At 49.8% G+C, this 18999-nt stretch carries 15 protein-coding genes; 2 read left to right on the forward strand and 13 right to left on the reverse strand.

The genetic code is table 11. From position 1 onward, the window contains the following. The 3 genes from fdrA to HP398_RS25555 are packed head-to-tail and all read right to left on the reverse strand — an operon-like array spanning position 1 to position 3055. On the reverse strand, positions 1 to 1545 hold the full coding sequence (fdrA, locus tag HP398_RS25545; RefSeq protein WP_173624019.1) for an acyl-CoA synthetase FdrA: 1545 nt from the start codon (positions 1543 to 1545) through the stop codon (positions 1 to 3). Further along, a complete protein-coding gene (locus HP398_RS25550) occupies positions 1527 to 2438 on the reverse strand; it encodes an oxamate carbamoyltransferase subunit AllH family protein (protein WP_173624020.1) in 912 nt (303 codons plus the stop codon). Before HP398_RS25550 ends, fdrA begins: the two co-directional genes overlap by 19 nt. Positions 2439 to 2446: 8 nt before the next feature. Then, a complete protein-coding gene (locus HP398_RS25555) occupies positions 2447 to 3055 on the reverse strand; it encodes an ankyrin repeat domain-containing protein (protein WP_017252147.1) in 609 nt (202 codons plus the stop codon). A 215-nt stretch (positions 3056 to 3270) separates the two neighbouring features. On the opposite strand from HP398_RS25555, the gene HP398_RS25560 reads away from it, so the two are divergent. Continuing rightward, positions 3271 to 4965 carry a PucR family transcriptional regulator gene (locus HP398_RS25560; RefSeq protein WP_017252148.1) on the forward strand — a complete coding sequence of 565 codons (1695 nt, stop codon included), beginning with the start codon at positions 3271 to 3273 and terminating at the stop codon, positions 4963 to 4965. 230 nt (positions 4966 to 5195) lie between these two features. Here HP398_RS25560 and HP398_RS25565 read toward each other — a convergent pair whose 3' ends face one another. The 4 genes from HP398_RS25565 to HP398_RS25580 form a co-directional block, all read right to left on the reverse strand. Then, positions 5196 to 5810 carry a PH domain-containing protein gene (locus HP398_RS25565; RefSeq protein ID WP_173624021.1) on the reverse strand — a complete coding sequence of 205 codons (615 nt, stop codon included), beginning with the start codon at positions 5808 to 5810 and terminating at the stop codon, positions 5196 to 5198. A 78-nt stretch (positions 5811 to 5888) separates the two neighbouring features. Beyond that, on the reverse strand, positions 5889 to 6236 hold the full coding sequence (locus HP398_RS25570) for a DUF1801 domain-containing protein (protein ID WP_173624022.1): 348 nt from the start codon (positions 6234 to 6236) through the stop codon (positions 5889 to 5891). 97 nt (positions 6237 to 6333) lie between these two features. After that, positions 6334 to 6891, reverse strand: coding sequence for a nitroreductase family protein (locus tag HP398_RS25575; RefSeq protein ID WP_173624023.1), 558 nt, complete (start codon positions 6889 to 6891; stop codon positions 6334 to 6336). Positions 6892 to 6972: 81 nt separating this feature from the next. After that, the gene (locus tag HP398_RS25580) at positions 6973 to 7233 is read right to left on the reverse strand and encodes a hypothetical protein (protein ID WP_173624024.1); all 261 of its coding nucleotides are present in this window, start codon (positions 7231 to 7233) and stop codon (positions 6973 to 6975) included. 67 nt (positions 7234 to 7300) lie between these two features. Between HP398_RS25580 and HP398_RS25585 the strand changes: the two genes are divergently transcribed. Continuing rightward, on the forward strand, positions 7301 to 7681 hold the full coding sequence (locus HP398_RS25585; protein WP_173624025.1) for a RidA family protein: 381 nt from the start codon (positions 7301 to 7303) through the stop codon (positions 7679 to 7681). A gap of 60 nt (positions 7682 to 7741) precedes the next feature. On the opposite strand, the gene HP398_RS25590 is transcribed toward HP398_RS25585, so the two are convergent. From HP398_RS25590 to HP398_RS25615, 6 genes are all read right to left on the reverse strand, one after another. Then, positions 7742 to 10267, reverse strand: coding sequence for an SEL1-like repeat protein (locus tag HP398_RS25590; RefSeq protein ID WP_173624026.1), 2526 nt, complete (start codon positions 10265 to 10267; stop codon positions 7742 to 7744). A gap of 143 nt (positions 10268 to 10410) precedes the next feature. Next, a complete protein-coding gene (locus HP398_RS25595; RefSeq protein ID WP_017252155.1) occupies positions 10411 to 11148 on the reverse strand; it encodes a PIG-L deacetylase family protein in 738 nt (245 codons plus the stop codon). Positions 11149 to 11158: 10 nt separating this feature from the next. Next, a complete protein-coding gene (locus tag HP398_RS25600) occupies positions 11159 to 12175 on the reverse strand; it encodes an N-acetylglucosamine kinase (RefSeq protein ID WP_173624027.1) in 1017 nt (338 codons plus the stop codon). After that, positions 12175 to 13683 (reverse strand): argininosuccinate lyase, encoded by a 1509-nt coding sequence (gene argH / locus HP398_RS25605; protein WP_069848172.1) that lies wholly within the window; start codon positions 13681 to 13683, stop codon positions 12175 to 12177. The genes HP398_RS25600 and argH overlap by 1 nt, the downstream gene beginning before the upstream one ends. A gap of 109 nt (positions 13684 to 13792) precedes the next feature. After that, positions 13793 to 16324, reverse strand: coding sequence for an NEW3 domain-containing protein (locus HP398_RS25610; RefSeq protein WP_173624028.1), 2532 nt, complete (start codon positions 16322 to 16324; stop codon positions 13793 to 13795). Between the two features lie 120 nt (positions 16325 to 16444). Continuing rightward, on the reverse strand, positions 16445 to 18964 hold the full coding sequence (locus HP398_RS25615; RefSeq protein ID WP_217368884.1) for an NEW3 domain-containing protein: 2520 nt from the start codon (positions 18962 to 18964) through the stop codon (positions 16445 to 16447). Positions 18965 to 18999: the final 35 nt, after the last annotated feature.

Below are 18999 nucleotides of genomic sequence, written 5' to 3' on the forward strand. Positions count from 1 at the left end.
TTATTCCCCTTTCGCAACAAATTCTCTAGCCAGAAGACCTGCGTTCGTGCTGCTGCTCGCAATCGTTACGCCCGCATCCATCAGCTTTTTCACTTGCTCGTCGAAGTTCGGTGTATCGAGGTCGGTACCCAGCACGTAGCCCAAGATTTCCAGGTGTTTGCCTTCTTTTGCTGCTTGTGCTTTTGCTTCGATGATCGCTGGCAGCATGACACCAACAGGATCTTCGTGGGAACCGAAGCCCAGGATGAAGTCCATCAAAATCACGCCGACGGAAGGATCTTTTGCTTCTTCCAAAAATCTCGCGATGCGCGTGGAAGGATCGATCATCGGGTGCGGCTTGCCATTTGTAAAGTCGTCATCGCCCATGTCGAGGAAAGTGTGAGCCTTGCTCTCATGGATATTTTTCAGCTTGTAGTCTGCTTTCTTTTGAATGTTGCTGTATACGTCTTCATACTTGTCCATCGCGAGGTACATCGCTTCATCGCACAGAGTACCGCCGCAGAACAGACCTCGAACGTATTTTTGCTCAGGTGTCAGTTTTGCTCGAACTTCTTCAATCAGTGGCCAGTTGAGGGCGCGCTTGTTGAGCTCGTCTTCGTTGGCACCTGCCAGTACAACTGCTTTAATGGCTGCTTCCTTACTCGTTTTTGCAAAATGCCCGCCTGCTTCCAGAACTGGCGTTTCTTCTCCACCAATGAAGTACACAACCACAGGCTTTTTGCAGTTTTTCACTTGCGCCAATACTTTTTCCTGAACGCTCGGTGCTGGTGGCTTGGAAATGAGCACGATAACCTTTGTCGCCTCATCCTCTTCCAATGCTTTGATTCCGTCGAGCATCATGATGCCGCCGACTTGCTCGGAGAGGTCGCGGCCGCCTGTACCGATCAGCTGTGTAATACCGCCGCCGAAGTCGTGAATGCGCACGCTCACCTCTTGGCTGCCTGTGCCCGATGCACCTACGATCCCGATGTTGCCTTTTCTCACGGCGTTTCCGAAGCACAGTGCCACATTGCCGATAATCGCTGTACCGCAGTCAGGTCCCATCATCAAGAGGCCTTTTTCATGCGCGAATTGCTTCAGAGCGATCTCTTCCTCGATGCTCACGTTGTCACTGAACAGCATGACGTGCAGGTCGTTTTCCAACGCTTTTCTCGCTTCTCTCGCCGCGAACGCGCCGTTTACAGAGATCACAGCGAGGTTCGCCTCTGGATTGCTGGCTGCCGCTGAATCAATCGTGGAGTATTTGATCTCCGTTGCGGATTTACTGCCGCCTTTTTTCTTGAACAGTTCATCGATGGCGATGAGAGCGCTCTCGCACAGCTCGTCTGTCGCCGCCTTCACCACGATCATCAGGTCGCTCGTTTTCGCTGCTTCCAGCTCAGGTGTGAGCAAGCCTACGTTTTTCAATACCTCTTTATTCATGTCGGTGCCCATCGCAATAACCGCTTGTTCGACACCTTCAATTTGATTTGCTTTTGTAGAGAGAGACATCAGGGATACCGAGTCAAAATACGTGCTTTGCTTGATTACGACTTTGGTAGACATACGTTACCTCCAGCTTCTAGATTTCGTTCCAAACCACATAGGATGCCAAGCAGGATATCCGTACCCGATGACGATCCGATCCCGATGATTTTGTCTAAAGCAGGGACAAGCTCTTCCATGGAGCCGGACACCATGCATGAAAGTAAGTCATTTAGCGACTCTCTTACTTGTCCATGGGCTGCTTTTTTCAGCGTGATCGCACTGATTTCGTTCGTTAATGCTTGGGACCTACGGACGATTTCATCGAAAAATGGGCATGACAAACAAGAGGAAATGTTTCGCATTTTGTATACACTGCACAATCCCACTAAAAAATCGTCACCTGAGGGTGTTAACCCCGGCCCCAGTCCGATAAGACTTATCGCATGCTGAGTAGCTGACTCTATGCGGTTGTTCGCCAGATCGTCGGAAAGCATGCCTGCACGCTGGATCAGCATACGGGACATCTCTTTCTCAAACGGACTGGCAGGGTGGGAGGACATTTTCATGCCCCCCGTCTTGCCGTATACGTCCACGTAGTTTTTCGTGAACGCCACATTTCTGCGCAATACATCTACGCCTTCTATGTCACAAGGATAGGAAGGAAGCTCACCTTCCCACTTTGTTGCTTGCTGGATCCATATTCGTAAATTCGCTCCGATAACGAGCGTGTTATTTTCGGTCATAACCGGAGCGTTAGTTGACAGCCCCAGCTCTGAAAAGCCTTTTCTATCAATGATGAGCGTGTTCGGTGCATTGTCTAGCTGATAGTTTCCAATGGTGTACAATTCCCCGTTTTCGCTGCATGTCAGATTGATCGTTCGCTCAAAAATACTGTGTACGGTCCCGCTAAAGTTTGCTCGTGCCAATCGCTCAAGGAAACCGGCATCGCCAGACAACGCCTGGATGTACATGGGACGCTTTACTTTGCTCCTGCTTCCAGCAAGATTTTTTCGATCTCGGTGTAGCCTTTTCTTCTCGCAAGCTCAAGCGGTGTTACGCCGTATTTATCTACCATCTGCACATTGCAGCCATGCTCAATCAACAGCTTGATGATCGTTTGTTGCTTCTCACCGCCATCATTGAGGATGATCGCTTCGATGAGTGGTGTCCACCCCACAAAGTTGGTATGGTTTACGTTGATGTCAGTCGTCGTTACGAGCTCACGTACGATGTCCACATGGCCTTTTTCGCACGCTGGTGTAATCCCTACTCCACCAAAACGAGTCAACAGCTCCAGGTTTGTTCCTGCCTTGATCATCATTTTGACAAGCTCCAGCTTGCCGTTGATGCATCCGAACAAGAACGGGTTGAAGCATGTCTCATCCTGCAAATCTACATCTGCACCCGCCTCTACCAAAAACGATACCGCTTCCAATTTGTCGTTCATGGCAGCAGTCAGAATCGCTGTACGCTTTTGTCTGTTTCTTGCATTGATATCTACGCCCTGCTCCAAATGCTTTTTCAGTGCTTCGATATTCCCCTCAGCCGCTGCCTCGAGAAATGCTTGTACTACGCTTTTGTCTGTCATAGTAAGCCCTCCATGATCTCGTGATTGAACAACCCGCCAAGATTGGCTGAGCGCTTGCTCTTTTAAAAAACAATTAGACAAGCCCTCGTACTTACATCATTATTTTAGACATGGTGAATGGAATCGTCATTGTGTATCGAAACTAAAAAAACTGAGGTTCACTTGTGCACATTGCACAATTACATGAATCCCTTTGTGGCAAAGGAGTGAACAGGGTGCTGACCATCAAAGATTTGCTTACCATTCAATCCATAGACGGCATCAAAATCATCGCCGGAGAGCAAGGCATCAACAACATTATCTCCATCGTCAATATTATGGAAAACCCGGATGCTTTTGACTGGCTGTCTTCCAACGAACTGTTGCTCTCCACCGGGTATATTTTCAAGGACAATCCTGAATTACAAAATAAAATCATCAAAGAGCTGGCGGAAATCAACTGCTCCGGGCTCGTAATCAAGATGCATCGCTATTTCGATCAAATCCCGCAAAACATGATTGAGCATGCCAACAAGTACGGGCTGCCGCTCTTGGCCCTGCCTTTTGAATACACGTTGTCTAAAGTGATTGCCATTATTAACGAAAAAGCCTCTGGGCGTTATGATTTGTTGAACCGCAAAACATTGGACATGCATAACGCACTGTTTCGCATTGCGCTGGAAGGTGGCGGACTGGATCGCATCGCTTCCGAGCTATCTGAGACGATCAACAACCCGATCCTTATTCTGGATCAGGACTGGCATTTGCTTCATTACACAGAAATCTGGCACAATCCGATTCCGCTTGACTCCTGCCTGACCTTGATCAAAAACAGACCTGTTTTTACCCGTGACTTCACGGAGTCCGTCCCGAAAAATATTAGCCAGATCAAAAAGTCGATCAAGCGTATCTACCATGTAAAGGATGATGAGATTAAATGCAGGATTCTACCTGTTGCTGTGGCCAATCACATCTATGGATACATCGTCGTCTGGCAAACCATTTGGGAGCTAACTGAATTTGACTACATTGTGCTGGAACAGGCGTCCACCATCGTGGCGCTGGAGCGGATCAAGGCGAGGGAAATCGAGGAAGTGAAGCTGAAGATCAGACAAGACTTTTTCGATGATCTATTAACGGGAAAAATCACGTCGGCTGATTCCCTTCAAACGTTGTGCGATTTACACGGACTGCAATCGAGCTACATGTATTTTTGTATGGTCATTAATATCGAGCCGGTTGAGCTGGAGAATTTGGAGGATATAATTGATCGCAAGTACGAGCTGGATCGAATCGCCAAAAAATGCGTCGATCTCGTCTATGACCATTCGAGCAAAGCTCCTGGAGAAATCACTTGCTTTTATCGAAACAATCGGATCATCATCCTTATCGGACAAAATGAGCAAAAACCCGTGGTGTCTGCAAGTGAAGCCAAACAATTCGCCAATGAGCTGTACAGCGCTCTCGTGGATAAAATCAAGAAAACCTTGTTCTTTATTGGGGTAGGACGTCAGTATAAAAACATCGCTTCGCTTCATAAAAGCTTTTCCGAAGCACATGAAGCGATCCGCCTGATGCAGAAGTTCAACAGCAAGGGCGACGTCTCTCATTTCGATGATTACTCCGTCTATCATTTCCTGGATTCCAACATTAAGGACATTGAACTGGAAGACTTCTTTTTGAAGCGACTGGGGAAATTGTACGAGCATGATCAAGAGTTCGGTACGAGCCTCATGGTGACTTTGGACAATTACTTTCTGTACAATCAAAACGTCAGTGAAGCGGCGAAAGCAATGTTCATTCACCGCAATACGTTTATTTACCGGATCGAAAAGATCAAAGAGATTTTGAACATGGATTTGAAAAACTCGGAGGAGTTGCTTCAAATCCAGCTGGCGCTCAAGATCGGCAAGCTTTTGCACAAGGAGTAGAGCTCGAAGGAGCGTTGTCTTCCTGCTGCTGTGGTCGGGTGGAAGGCGTGCCACATGTTTTCCAGTCGCCTGTATCCTCACTTTGTTCGGGCGGTCTCCTTCCAAACATGTGACACGCCTTCCCGTACAGCTGTTTGTTTTGCCCGATTAGTTCTACTCGTAAGAAGTAGGGGCTTATCGAAGATTTCGCTAAAATACAAAAAGAGCCTCTTCAAAGAGGCTCTTCCTTTTTAGTTTTGAATGTATTTTTCAAAGACTTTCCCAAAGTCTTTCACGACATACTTGTATCGGATGTCTTCCAACCAATCGAAGGTGTATTGGTTGATGGACTTGAATTGTGAAGCTACGTCTGCTTGCTGGCCTGTTACGCGGCCCAGTGTGCTTTGGGCGACGTGGAGGCTTTCTTTTGCATGCTGGAGCGCGAGTTCGTTATCGTGCATAATCGATGCGATCTTCACAAGAGCTTTGTAGAGGTCTTTTAGCTCCTCCAAATGCTTTTTGTTGACATCGATCGAGTAGTGCTCATTGCCCATGGTGAACTTGATTTCTACATCCAAATCGACGGTCCCCGCTGTTTCCAGATACACGTCAGAGATCGGGTGTGTATGGTAGGAATAGCGGCGCAGCATGCGTTTTTTGCTGGTGGCACTCGTTCCATCCAGATGAACTAGCCCCAGATTGGTGAAGCAATACTCGTCGGACTTTGATTTGATCAAAAAATAAATTTTCTCATTGTCCTCGTGCATGATGTAATCATCAGCATCCACCTTGTCGTAATCTGCTGGTTTTACCACGATTCCCACATTGCTCAAGCCAAGCGCGTCTGCCGCAAGCTTTCCAAACATAATGAAACAGCTCCCCTCGATATGTACGGTCTAACCTTATCCATTTATACGTGCGTGGGGAAACTTAGTTGCAAACAACTACTGCGCTTCACCCAGTTTTTTGAGGAGGCCTGCAAGAACATCAAAATCAAATTCTTTTCCGTTCCGTATTTTGATGGTCTTCCGGTCAGCATGATCAGACTTCTCAAAAAAGCCAGCTGGAGCATCCAGATTCGCCGCTTGAAACAGCGTCACATTAATCCAATCCTTTGCCGGAAAATACACACATGTCTGCTTGCCCTGAATGGAATAAAAGGCTTGTTTATACTTCACCTGCTCTTCTACATTCGGGATATTTTCATGGATGAGCTGGCGAATCCGCTTGCAAACTTCTACCTGAGATTCATTGGTTATGTTTTGGATATAATCCGTTACTTGCTGATTCATGAATAGTCCTCCGCTTCCCAAAAGTGATGGTGCTTCTAGTCTTTATGATAATCGACAGATGCAATAGGAGGCTTCTTCTCGATTGCTATTCTATTGATTACAGCCAGGTCGTCTTTTCTTCCGCCGCTACCCGACTCGTCTCAGGCGCATCTGCCTCGGTATAACCAATGAACAGCGTGCCCACGACCTTTTTATTTTCAGGCGATCCGAGGAATTGCAGCAAGCGCTCGTCGCGAACCAAGCCGACTCCTCTTGTGCGCCATACCATGCCAAGTCCGAGTTCCTTCGCTGCCAGCCACATGGAGTGAATCGCGCAGCAAACCGCGTATTCGTTATCCTCTGAAGATGCTTCATCTCCTGGGATCACATCAGCAGTCGCGACAATGACGAGCGGTGTTTTTTCCAGGACGACCAAGGAATCCTGCACGAGATTCGGCTTGGTCGGAAAACGCTCCAGCAAAAATTCCTTCGCAATTTCCTCGAACCGCAGCTTTGCTTCTCCTCTGATCACGTAAAAATGCCACGGCTGACGCAAGCGGTCATTCGGCGCTAACACTGCGCAATCTAGCAGCGCTTGGATTTTTTCTGTTTCTACTTCTTTTGGAATATAGTTACGCACGGCTCTTCTGCTTTTGAGTGCCTCTAGTACGGACATATTGGTTCCTCCTCGGGTGTACCATTTTCTTACTGATCCCACTCATTATATAAGAGGTTGTCATGATCGTATAGGTATCCATCAACGGGAATGAATCGCCAAATGTGCTTGGTGTTCATCTTCTTTCGCCACGTAGATGTCATACTGCTTATGGTCTTGTTCTTGGGGCAACATCCCCATGTCTCCCCCTAAATGACGAACTGCTTGAGAGTGACAGCGTGTCCGAAAACGAATGCCATGAGCACTTAGCTTGTTTACCACGCGGATGTATTCTTCATGACCAAACGCGGTGTGTATCAAGCACTTGTACTTGGAAAAAAGGGTGAAAAAAAAGTCTATCATCCGCTCCACTCGCCTTCCTTTTTGTAGTATATTCCAATTATTGCGGAAAAGAGAGGGGCTTTCTACTATGAATCGAAAGAAAGTATTCACAGGTTCACCTTGGGAACCGGTTGTAGGCTATTGTCGCGCAATCCGAATCGGCGACCGGATTGAAGTGGCTGGCACAACCGCCATGAAAGACGGGGAAGTCGTTGGTGTGGGCGATGCCTATGAACAAACGCGGTTCATCCTGGAGACGATTGAGAAAGCATTGCGAGAATTAGATGCCGATTTGTCTCATGTGGTCAGAACGCGGATGTTTGTAACGGATATCAGCAAGTGGGAAGAGATCGGAAAAGCACACGGGGAGTTTTTCCGCGAGATTCAGCCTGTCGCTACGATGGTTGAGGTCAAGGCATTGATTGACCCGCGTCTGCTCGTTGAAATTGAAGCGGAAGCCATTATTTAGCATGCTGGTTAGTTGGAAGCGGACCGACGACTTTTCCTGTCGATCCGCTTTTTGCTTTTTCTACGATTGTGCAAGCTCCTCAGGAATATCAAGACCTGCCTTTTCCGCTTCTTCGATGTGCTTTTTCACCAGGAGCTCGTCCGTAAATTGTTCTTCATTCCGGTAAATCCTTGCCAGTTCGAGATGCGCATGCGGGTAGTTTCTTTCCAAAGCAGCGTGAAAATAAGTGATAGCGGCGTCGATATTTTTGGCTGTACCGTAGCCATTATAGTAGAAGATCCCCAAATTATAGGCACTGATATCGCCGCCTACTTCGTAATCTTGGTGATAATAATGCAGCGCCTTTTCGTAGTTTGCTTTTGAATCGTGAAGATAGCCAAGCCAACCATAAACCGGCGAGCCCAATAACTCCCCCTGCTCATAATGCCAGAGGGCCTTGTCCAAATCTTGCGGCACCAGTTCTCCGTCATAATAGATGGCGCCCAAATTGTTGTGAGCCAGCGCATGACCGTGTTCTGCCGCCTTGCCCATCCAGTACATTGCCTGATCGGCATCAGCTTCCGTGCCTACCCCGTGTCGATAGCAACAGCCTAATCCATTCATAGCATGGTGGTTGCCTGCCGCAGCCCCTAATTCATACCAGTAAAAAGCTTTATCAGCATCCTCGAAGCCTTCTCGACTGTAATACATATGCGCAAGGTTGTTCATGGATGGGGCATAGCCCTTTTTAGCAGCAAGCGTATCGTACAGAATGGCTTTCTCATAATCACCTGCTTCATACGCTTCCATGCCCAGATTGTACAACGTTTCTACTGGCGTGTACTGATCTACACTGCCAACATCGGATTGCTCCCCTTTGGCATAGGCCAGCAGTCGCTTGCGAACCTCAGCATCAAAATAATAGTTGGAATAACGATCTTCTACATCCTCCAGAACGAGCGTTTTCTCTGCCCTCGACAGCCCATACTCGCTTACTACATAAACGTCGTGACCCTTGAGGGCATAAGCAAAACCCCCGACAAATGCCTTTTTCACCACCAAATCGAATTCAAAATCACTCCATCTCTTTTCCGGCGATAAGGCAATGCTCCATAATCCATTTTTCTTCAAAGCATACGCATCTTGATGCAGCCGAAAAATATTCTCATAATCGTCTAAGGGGAATAACCATGCTGGCTGATCGGCATCTCCATAAAAAACGCCTAGCTTTCCATCCTTTTTGGCCAGCACCTGATTGCCCTGCCTTGTCTCCGTATAAACCTGCAAATCAATCAGTTCATCGTATTCATACGGCAACAGAAGGCTCTCCTGCTGCTTGCCATAAGCGGCGTACCTCTTTCCCTTGCGTAGAACAAGTAGATTCGGAAAATGGGTTTGCCGATTCAATTTATCGAAGCCGGATGCGCCGACAGCGCCGTCTCTTTTGTACAAGGTGCTATGACTTGCCTCCTTGTGTGGTTTGACGAGGATAAGCCCTTCGTCGATCTGTTCCACCGCCGCCAGAGGGAATTCCCCGATGTATTTCCAATATTCGTTAAAGATTTTCTGATTTTTCCTGCCTTTAACCGCTGTATGGTAAAATCCGTCCCCACACTTGAAAGCTTCTTCATGCTCAAAATCTATCGTTACAAAACCAGCTTCCCCCAGCACGCCCCATTTTCCGTCTTTCTTGGCCGTATAAAATCGTTGGTAATCGAGCGGTTCCAATTCTTCATAGTCGGTAGGGACAATTGTTTTGCCCTCCAGATTGATCAGACCATATCGATCGTTTCGTTTGACGATGGCACCAGCAGAGCCGTATTCAAAATCGTAGGCATCCTCCCACTCCAATGGAATGACAATTCTCCCGGATTTATGTACATAGCCGTATTTACCATCTCGGGCGACCACAGCGAGATCTTCGGAAGCGAAATCGTAAAAGGCATCGAACTGAGGAGCGAGCAATACGTTTCCCTCTGCGTCTTTTAGACCAAGCAAGCCAGCTTCCTCAAAAATCTCCACGTCGGAATGCTCTTCATAAGGCTGCCAGATGTGTCCCCAGCCGTATTGGTAGTCCTCATAATTGAGCAGCTCGGCAAAAGAACGAAAGCCTGGGTTCACGTCCATCAATTCGGAGTAGTTCAGCAATGAGATGTCATCGTTGTCCATTGCCTTTGTCATGATCTCGTTGTTATGGGCAATATTGGCGCGCAAAGTTTCCGCCTGCTCGTCATGAGGGATGTCATCCATATTGAATACATCCCAGGCATCGATGTGAAAATACGGAAGCGTTCGTTTTTCCAGATAGCTCAGAAGCTGATTTCTCGCATATAAAAATGCTTCTTTGTTACGGATTAGCCCTTCCTGTCTCTCCAGAAAATCGTAGAATCGCTTCACGTTTTCGATGCCTGTCTGCGCGTCGTAATAGAGTCCGGAATTGTCCGGCTCGGTATGGTTGTTGTAATTGTTTCCGGCGATTGAACCACCTTCTATGAAGAGCGGCTGCAAGAGTAGTGGGACCTCATAGCCCCATTCCACCATCATCGTGTCGTTGTCTTGCGCTTGAGAGGGCTCACTGACGTTATATACATAGACTCTGTGTGACATGTCTTCTCTCCCTTTGATTTCCAATTGCACTTGATCACATTGTAAGCAAATCTAGCAGGGCAAAACAATCCGACTGATGTTCTATCCAACGAAAAAGGCTGACAAGCAAAAATCATGCTGGTCAGCCCTTTCTACTTTTTAGATTACAGGTCAATGAGAGGAATACTCCCACCCACACTAACCGGCTCGATCGCCTTGCCCGCTGACCGCACCAAAGTAAAGTACTCATAGCAGCCAATGACACCAAAGTCCCCATCGATCACACCCGGATAAGCGCGATTCACGGAATACTCCTGACTCAAGTGAGCCTTCAGCGCCTCTCCTTTTTGTTTCCGATAGCCCGAAATATCGACCTTGCCTGTAATCGGAACTGCTGGCTTTGGACCATGATCCGGGCAATGATCGTAGTAGTGCGGGATCGAAACATAGTACAGATCAGGATATTCTGCGGGAGTCAAGCTCGCTTCCGCTTGTTCGACCGCTCGCGTCGTCGCCTCGCACGTGACGATATGATCGGGATGACCCGTTACCCCGTCCGGCGGAAACGTCACGACGACATGGGGCTTCCATTCCTCTATCGCTTCCCGAATCTTACCCACCAGCTCATCCAGATCGGCATTTTGCAAGGAACCATCCGGGTACCGGAACAAGTCAAGACGACTGATTCCGAGCACTTCCGCCGCTGTTTTCAGCTCTAGCTCTCGATGTTTTGCCAGCTTGACTCGGCAATCGATATCGAATGGACCACTGCGTCCTTTGCAGCCGGAGGTAATGCACAAATAGCACGTTTCATGTCCGGCGTCCTTGCACTTTGCCAACGTTCCCCCGCAGGCAAAAGACTCATCGTCCGGATGTGGAAAGACAACCATTACTTTTTTCATTTCTAGCACCTCACTTGCCGCCCGATTGGCGTTCTAAATAAGCCAATCCTTTTGCAATGACACCGTAAATAGGATCGTTTTGTGCATTTTCGATGACGACCTGCGAAGCGTACTCTCGGACGCGCTCTACGACGATCTCACGTACCCGATCATCGTTTTGCAAAACGCCCCCCTGCATGATCATCTGAAACGGCTTGGCTTTCATTTGCAACGTATCAATGACAGCCCGAGCAGCATCGAAAAGCTCTTCGCCTGCGACCTGCAAAATAGCTGCTGCCACCTTATCTCCGGCAAGTGCTGCTTGACTGACCAACGGCGACAGCTCTGCTACCTTCTCTACGGAATAATGCTCACTGTACGTCCAGTTAAACAATTCATCTACGCGTCCCAGTCCAACGTGCGGGAGGAGCAGCTCCTTCAATACGGTCGGCTCGCCACGGCCATCCGCTGCTTTTAATACAGCCATAATCGCTTGCTTGCCGATCCAGTAGCCGCTACCCTCGTCACCGACCCGATGCCCCCAGCCTCCTGCTCGAGCCGTTTCCTGTTCATCGTTTACACCAAAGGCAATCGAACCTGTGCCTGCGATGACCAGAATGCCGGGTTTGCCTCCGGTCGCACCGAGCAATGCCGCAAATCCGTCGTTTTCCACAATCAGGTGCTGGACGCGAATATCGAGCTGGTGCAGTACCTTGCTCACCATCCGCGAGATTACCTGTCGATCATACTCTGTGTCCAGGCCAGCGATCCCGAACACCGCGCACTCGATTTCCCATTCGATTGGTCCATCCAGTGTCGAAGTGCCGCTCATAAAGGGGGCAACTGTTTGACGAGCGATCGCATCGTCCAGAGCTTGGCTGATCGCGGCAACCAACTCACGAGCTGCCGCTCCCTCGCCGATCCCTTGATAATTGCATGAACCGGAGCGTCCTGCACCGATTTCATTTCTGGAGCGGTCCACCAGTACCGCCAGACACTTGGTGCCCCCTCCGTCCACTGCCAGAAGAGGTATTCGCACCACTGCCATTACCCCACACTCCATTCAGCTGTCATCTGATCAAGCCCTTTCATCACATTCGCATTCGCCTGCTTCTTCTGTGCCAGCCATTCTGTTTCCTGCTGGAGAACCGCTTGGCGAACGGCGATCATGCGCTTCATTTCCTCTGGATTTGGTCCACCAGGAAGCTTGCGGATCATTACGAAATGAACGGGGTCAAGCGCCAGTCTGAGCTCTTCTGCTGTGAGCGACAGCTCCCGCCCGATTACTTCCACGGCTGCACGGTTTACCAGCTCCAAGCTGATTTGGTTTGCAGCGAGTTGCTCGCTCATCGCTTCTTTTACCACACGACTCACGATGTGATGAGATTTGCGGAACGAAAGTTGATCCGTGCGCACCAATGTATCCGCCAGCTCTGTGACGGTCGCAAAGCTGCCCTTTGCCCGCTCCAAGAGGACGTCCTTGTTCACTTCCATCGTACCCACAACACTCGCCATCAAACGATACATCTGCTCAAGTACTCCCATGCTCCGCCACGCGTACGGCTGCATGTCATCCTCGGTATCCACGATATCGCCAAAAGGCGTATTGTGCATCATCGTAAGCACTGTCGTCGCATTTCCTGCTGCACTGGACAACAAAGAGCGCATATGTTCAAAGGAAACCGGATTTCGCTTTTGCGGCATGATGGAGCTGATCTGCACGTACGGACTCGCGACTTTTAACCCCGCGAATTCCTGTGTGCACCACAGTAGCATATCTTGAACCGTACGCCCCAAATTAATCGCTGCCAATTGTACGGCTGTCGCTACTTCCCCCAAATAATCAGCGCCGCAGACTGCATCATAGGAATTTTCCACCAGCTCATCGAATCCGAGCAATTCGCGCATCCGCTCCCGGCTGATCGCAAAGCCAGAAGTCGTCAAGGCCGCTGCCCCCATCGGTGAGCGATTGACTGTGTGATAGGCTTGGATCAGTCGTTTGATATCACGGCTGAGCATGTCAGTAGCCGCCATGATGTAATGCGCCATGGTCGTCGGCTGTGCCTGCTGTGTGTGCGTGTAGCCAATCATGATCGTATCCACATGCTCATTTGCAAAGAGGAGCAAATGCTCTTTCAGATAGAGGGCAGAAGCCAAGGTCACCAACAATTTTTCACGCAGCACCATGCGGTATATGGTAATCCCCATGTCGTTGCGGCTGCGAGCCAGATGCAGATTTCCTGCCACATCAGGAGCCAGTTCCAGCAAACGGCTCTCTACCTGAAAGAACAAATCTTCAAACTGTCCGGTGTAATGCGATTGGCGCAGCTCTTCCATTTCGATCCCACACAGTGCACCAGCAATTCTTTTGGCCTCATCGTCTGTGAGCAATTCTTGTTCACGAAGCATGATCAAATGTGCCTTGTTGATCGCCATCATCGGATGCAGCAAATGGTGCTTCGCTTCATTGAATGCAGGCTCCAAAACCGCCTCCACGTATGTCTTGCCAGGGAAACTGGCTCCCTCCTGTTGAAAAATTCGATCTCTGTAATTCATCTTTCTTGCATCTCCTTCCTACCCATTCGTATGCTGCTTCTATTTTTGCGTCTGATCTTCTTTTAGGAGGGGGGCGACCGCCGAACGATCGCCTTCCCTTCTACTATGATTACTGCTGTGGGCTGATCATGTTGACAAACAATCGGATCGCACCCGGTACGAGTGACGGAATTTCGCGATACCACACGAGCGAGCTGTAGGTATACGTTCCTTTTCCATACTTGGCAGTGAGGTACGTACCCGTAAATTCCTTCTCACCTTCATCTCCATTGGAGATGAGCTCTGTGTATTCCTTGCCCCACTCGGAAGGATTGTAAGCGGAACGATCCTGAATCCAGTTGTCCCAATCTTCCTCCGTGATTTTGTTTGGCGAATGGAATAATGCATGATCAGGCGCCAATACTGTTACCTTGGATTTTTCGTCTGTGACACGCCATTGAATCAGCGGAGCACCGATTTTGATCGGATAAGGAGCCAGCTCCGGCTTCCATTTATCCTCTGGCTTGTGGTATTGCACGACCAGATTTCCGCCGTTTTCCACGTATTTCAACAAGCGTGCATTTGAAGGAATCAACTCAGGTCGGAAACCATAAGCGCGTATGCCCAGCACGATCGTATCGTATTGATCCAAATCGCCAGACTCGATGTCTTTTGCCGACAAATTGGTCACATTGATTCCCAATTGGGACAAATACTGATCGATATTGTCAAAGCCACTGGATACGTAACCGACCTTCAATCCTTCCGGCACCTTCAGGTCAAATGCCTGGATCGCAAGCGTCGCTGGTTGAACAAAGTAAGTCGTGCCGATATGCGGGTAACGGATGACTTGGGCGCCGTGTCGACTCTCTTTACCATTGCCAGATGCTACTGCTGTCACCGTATACTTATTCGGTTGGACCGAAGCATCTGCTTTGACTGTAAAGGCAACCGACTTCGTTTCTCCCTTGGCCTCAAAGGCGAGCGGTGCTGCTTGTGGTTCTACACTCCAGCCTTTTGGCACATCGAGAGAGATGGTTGTTTTGGCTGCACCTGGATTGTAGTTTTTCACCGTAACCTTGACAGGGATTGGCTCCTCTGGCTTCTGCGTATTCAAAACCGTCGCATTTGGACTCAGCACCATAGAAAAAGATGGAAGAACTGCAATGGCATCTGCTGGTGTCACATGGCTATTCGCCGTCGAGCCTGCGAAGTTGTAGCTGACATCTGCCGTAATGGCTGGAGCAGCATACGGTTGGAACAGAGCAGCATCAGAAGGAACCGTAACATCAAATGTCGTTTTCACCGTCTGATTGTAGCCGAGCGATGAGAAGCTGGTGGGCGATTGCGGCTTGGCTTGCCAGCCTTTTGGTACATTCAGCGCGAGATTGATCTTCCCGACTTTTGCTTGGCCGCCGTTGTAAGCTGTAACCGTTACTTTTGTCGTTTGGCCTGCTACCAGCTCAGTTGTCTCAGGCTTTACCTTGGTTACGAGCGAGAGCGCTTCGGCACTAGCCTTGTTCAACTGGGATTTCTTCACTCCCAATCGATGGCGCAAGTCTGTTTTCGTGTCAGTTGGCAAGGAGGACGCTTCGACTACTGCCGTCGCTTTTTCCACATCCGCCAGCATTTCATGTGCTTCCTTGGCTACTGAGGCAAAGCTTGGGTACGCAGCAATGACTTCTGCGGCATCCTTTTGCAGCTTTTTCAGTTCACCCGCGACTTTTTCCCCGCCAGACTGTCTGGCAACTTCCTTGGCTAAATCGTCAAACGAATAGGCAATTCCCGTAAAAAAGTCCGCTTCCTTGTCTTTTGTCTCTACGATGGATTGATCGAGCTTGTAATAATTGAAGCTTGGCCCTTCGTCATAGTGACGTCCCATCCCCTGGCTCTTGTGCATAAAACGGGATTCTTCGCCGAGTTGGACATAAGAGGCACCATAAATTTCGTCATAGTCGCCAACAGGCACCTTGACCGAGTAATCCTGTTCCTTTGCAGGCAGATACAGCTTCTTCACCTGCCAAGGAGCCAAGCCTTCCTTTGCATGCTGCGGAAAAACGTTTGGATCTGCGGCATCCTTGAATGCCCGTACCGTAATGACATTAATCGCGCGATGATGACCGTGAGTCGAAGGTTCGTTCAAAAATGCGGGAATCACGACATCGGGTCTCAGTGTCCGGATACGGCGGATGAGCTTTTCGTACGCGACATCCTCGCCCCATTTTTGAAGAGTTTCATCCGGACTTTTGGAAAAGCCGAAGTCAAAAATAGGGTCATCGATTTTTTCACTGAGGTTCTCCAGATGGATGTTCGTGATTTTGGAAGCTTCCTGCAATTCGCGGGTACGAATGATCCCCAGCGCATTACCCAGCTCGCTGCCTATCTCGTTCTGTCCTCCCTCGCCTCGGTTCGCAATGACACTGGATGTGTCCACCCCTTTGCCAAGCGACAAATACGCGAGCATCGAACTGTGCTCATCGTCCGGATGTGCTCCGGTGTTCATCGCACTGGCAATCGTGGTGAGCGGCTTAATGGCTTTCCACAGGTCGACAACCCCGCGGTCTGCATGGGCGGTCTCGGGTGCTACCGGCATAATCAGACTCGTGGCTAGCACCGCTGCAGTCGTAATCGTGTACAGCTTGGCAAGTTTCCCCTTACTCAATGAACGTTCCTCCATTCCATTTTCAGATTGATGTCTATATCAATCATGGCGGTCTGTACGTTTGTAATTCATTGATGTAGCCATGGATCGACCCACGGTTGGCCCGGAGTGGATGGGGCATTACTGCTTCTGACTGATCATGTTGACGAACAAACGAAAAGCGCCAGGGACTAGCTGTGGAATCTCGCGGAACCAGGCAAGCGAGCTGTAGGTGTACGTCCCTTTTCCATAGTGCGCCGTGAGGAAAATGCCGCGGAACTCCGGTTCTCCCGGATCACTTGTCGCAATCAGCTCGGTATACTCGCTTCCCCAGCGAGAAGGATTGTAGATGGAGCGCTCCTGCACCCATCCATCCCAGTCTGCTTGGGTAATCACATTTGGCTCCTGGAACATCGGATGGTCAGGGGCCAGCATACGGACGTCTGATTGCTCATTGGTCACCCGCCAATCGATCAGCGACTCGCCGATAAAAATAGGGTAAGGTGCCAAGTGCGGCTTCCATTTGTCCTCCGGCTTGTGATATTGAACAACGAGATTTCCGCCGTTTTCTACATAGTGCAAAAGACGCTGGTTGCTCTCGATTAATTCGCGGCGGAATCCGTATGCGCGAATGCCGAGAACAATCGTGTCGTAGCGGGACAAATCGCCCGATTGTATTTCGTTTGCGTCGAGATTGAGGCAATTCACCCCAACCGCGCGCAAGTATTTATCCATATTGTCAAAGCCGCTGGATACATAGCCGATCCGTTGATTTTTCGGGATGGCCAGGTCAAAGGCTTGAACAGTCAGCGTAGCAGGTCGGATGAAATACGTGCGACCGACATGCGGGTATTCAATGACCTGCACATCCTGCGCGATCTCTGTCACACCGTCTGTCCCCGCGACCGTAGCGCTGATCTGATATTTGCCATTCTTCACTTGTGGCGTGGTATGAACAGTAAACGCAATCGTTTTCGTCTCGCTGCGGAAAGAAAACGGGACATCGACAAAGGCTGGCTCCGCCGTCCAGCCTGCCGGAACAACGAGAGCGACCTTGGCTGTAGAGCTTCCCGGACGGTACTGTTTCAGTGTTACCTTAACCGGGATCGCCTCATCCGTATGCAGCGTGTTTCGCACCACATCTGACGGTGACAGCGTGACGGCATACGGCGGAAGCACAGCTACACGGCTATCCGGCTCCACGCGAATCGTACTGGCTGTATCGAAGGCGAAATAGAGCACCTCGACATCGAGCACGGGCGGCTTGTAAGGATGGAACAGCTCCGTCTGTGCAGGAATCGATACCTCAAATACGGTGCACACCGTCTGATTGTAAGCAAGTCGTGGAAACGCAGTTGGCGTGAGTGGTTTCGCCGTCCATCCAGCGGGGACACGCATACGCAGCTGCACATGCTCAACCTCAAGCGAGCCGCCGTTGTAAGCCGTTACGGTGACGGTTGTCGTCTGACCTGCCACCCACTCGCCCGTCTCCGGTTTGATTTTCACGACCAATGACAGAGCCTCGGCACTGGCACGGTTTAGCTGCGCTTCCTTGAGTCCTAGCCGATACATCAAATCAATCTTTGTTTCTTCATCGAGTGGAGCCTTGCATACTTCTTGTTGTGCAGACGCAAGCAAGGCCTTCATGCGGTGAACCCTTTGTGCCACCTCAGCAAAACGCGGGTAGGCATTCAAAATATCTGTAGCCGCATCGTGCATACGGTGAAGCACTTCGGCGAGTTCTCGCCCGCCTTTTGCCGCGATACCCTGCGCCAGATCAGCAAAACTGAAGGGCAGTCCGAAAAAAAAGTCACGCTCTTTTTCCGGTGCCGGGGAAACAGATGCATCCAAGCGGTAGTAATTGTAGGTCGGGCCTTCGTCGTAATGAACACCCATGCCCTGTGTCTTATGCATAAACCTCGATCGCTCACCAAGCTGGACATAGGATGAGCCGTAGATTTGGTCGTATTCCCCCACGGGTACAGCCACGTGATAATCATCGTTGTCCATGATAGGCAAATACAGCTTTTTCATTTGCCACGGCAAAAGTCCAGCCTGCCTGTGCTCCGGAAAGATCTGTGGATCGGCCGCTTCGTGGAAAGCACGCTGTGTCAGTAACGTAATCGCCCGGTGATGTCCGTGTGTCGTCGGTTCATTTTCAAAGCAAGCGATGACGACATCGGGGCGCAGCTCCCTGATTTTTCGAATCAATCGCTCGTACACGACCTCTTCGCCCCATTTGCGGAAGGTTTCTTCGGCGCATTTGGAGAACCCGAAATCATGAATGGGATCATCCAGCTCTTCGCTTAAGATGCCAAGCGTCACATTGCCGAGAGATGAGGCTTCTTCCAGTTCGCGCGTGCGGATAATCCCAAGCGCGGTACCTTGCTCGCAGCCGATTTCGTTTTGGCCGCCTTCCCCTCTTGTCGCGATCACACTCGTGGTATACACGCCTCTCCCCAGCGCCAAGTAAGCGAGCATGGCACTGTGCTCATCGTCTGGATGGGCACCTGTGTTCATGGCACTGGCAATGGTATCGAGCGGCTTAATCGCTTTCCATAGATCGAGCAGTCCGTGTTCCCCCTGCATGGTGCGAAGAGATGCGGGAATGGGCGGGCAGGGCAATTTAGTCGGCTGCACCATCGGTGATTTCTTGTCCATCGATTCACTGACATCCACGTGAAGCTCCCCCTTTT

The sequence above is a fragment of the Brevibacillus sp. HB1.4B genome (assembly GCF_013284285.1).
GTDB lineage: Bacteria > Bacillota > Bacilli > Brevibacillales > Brevibacillaceae > Brevibacillus > Brevibacillus porteri.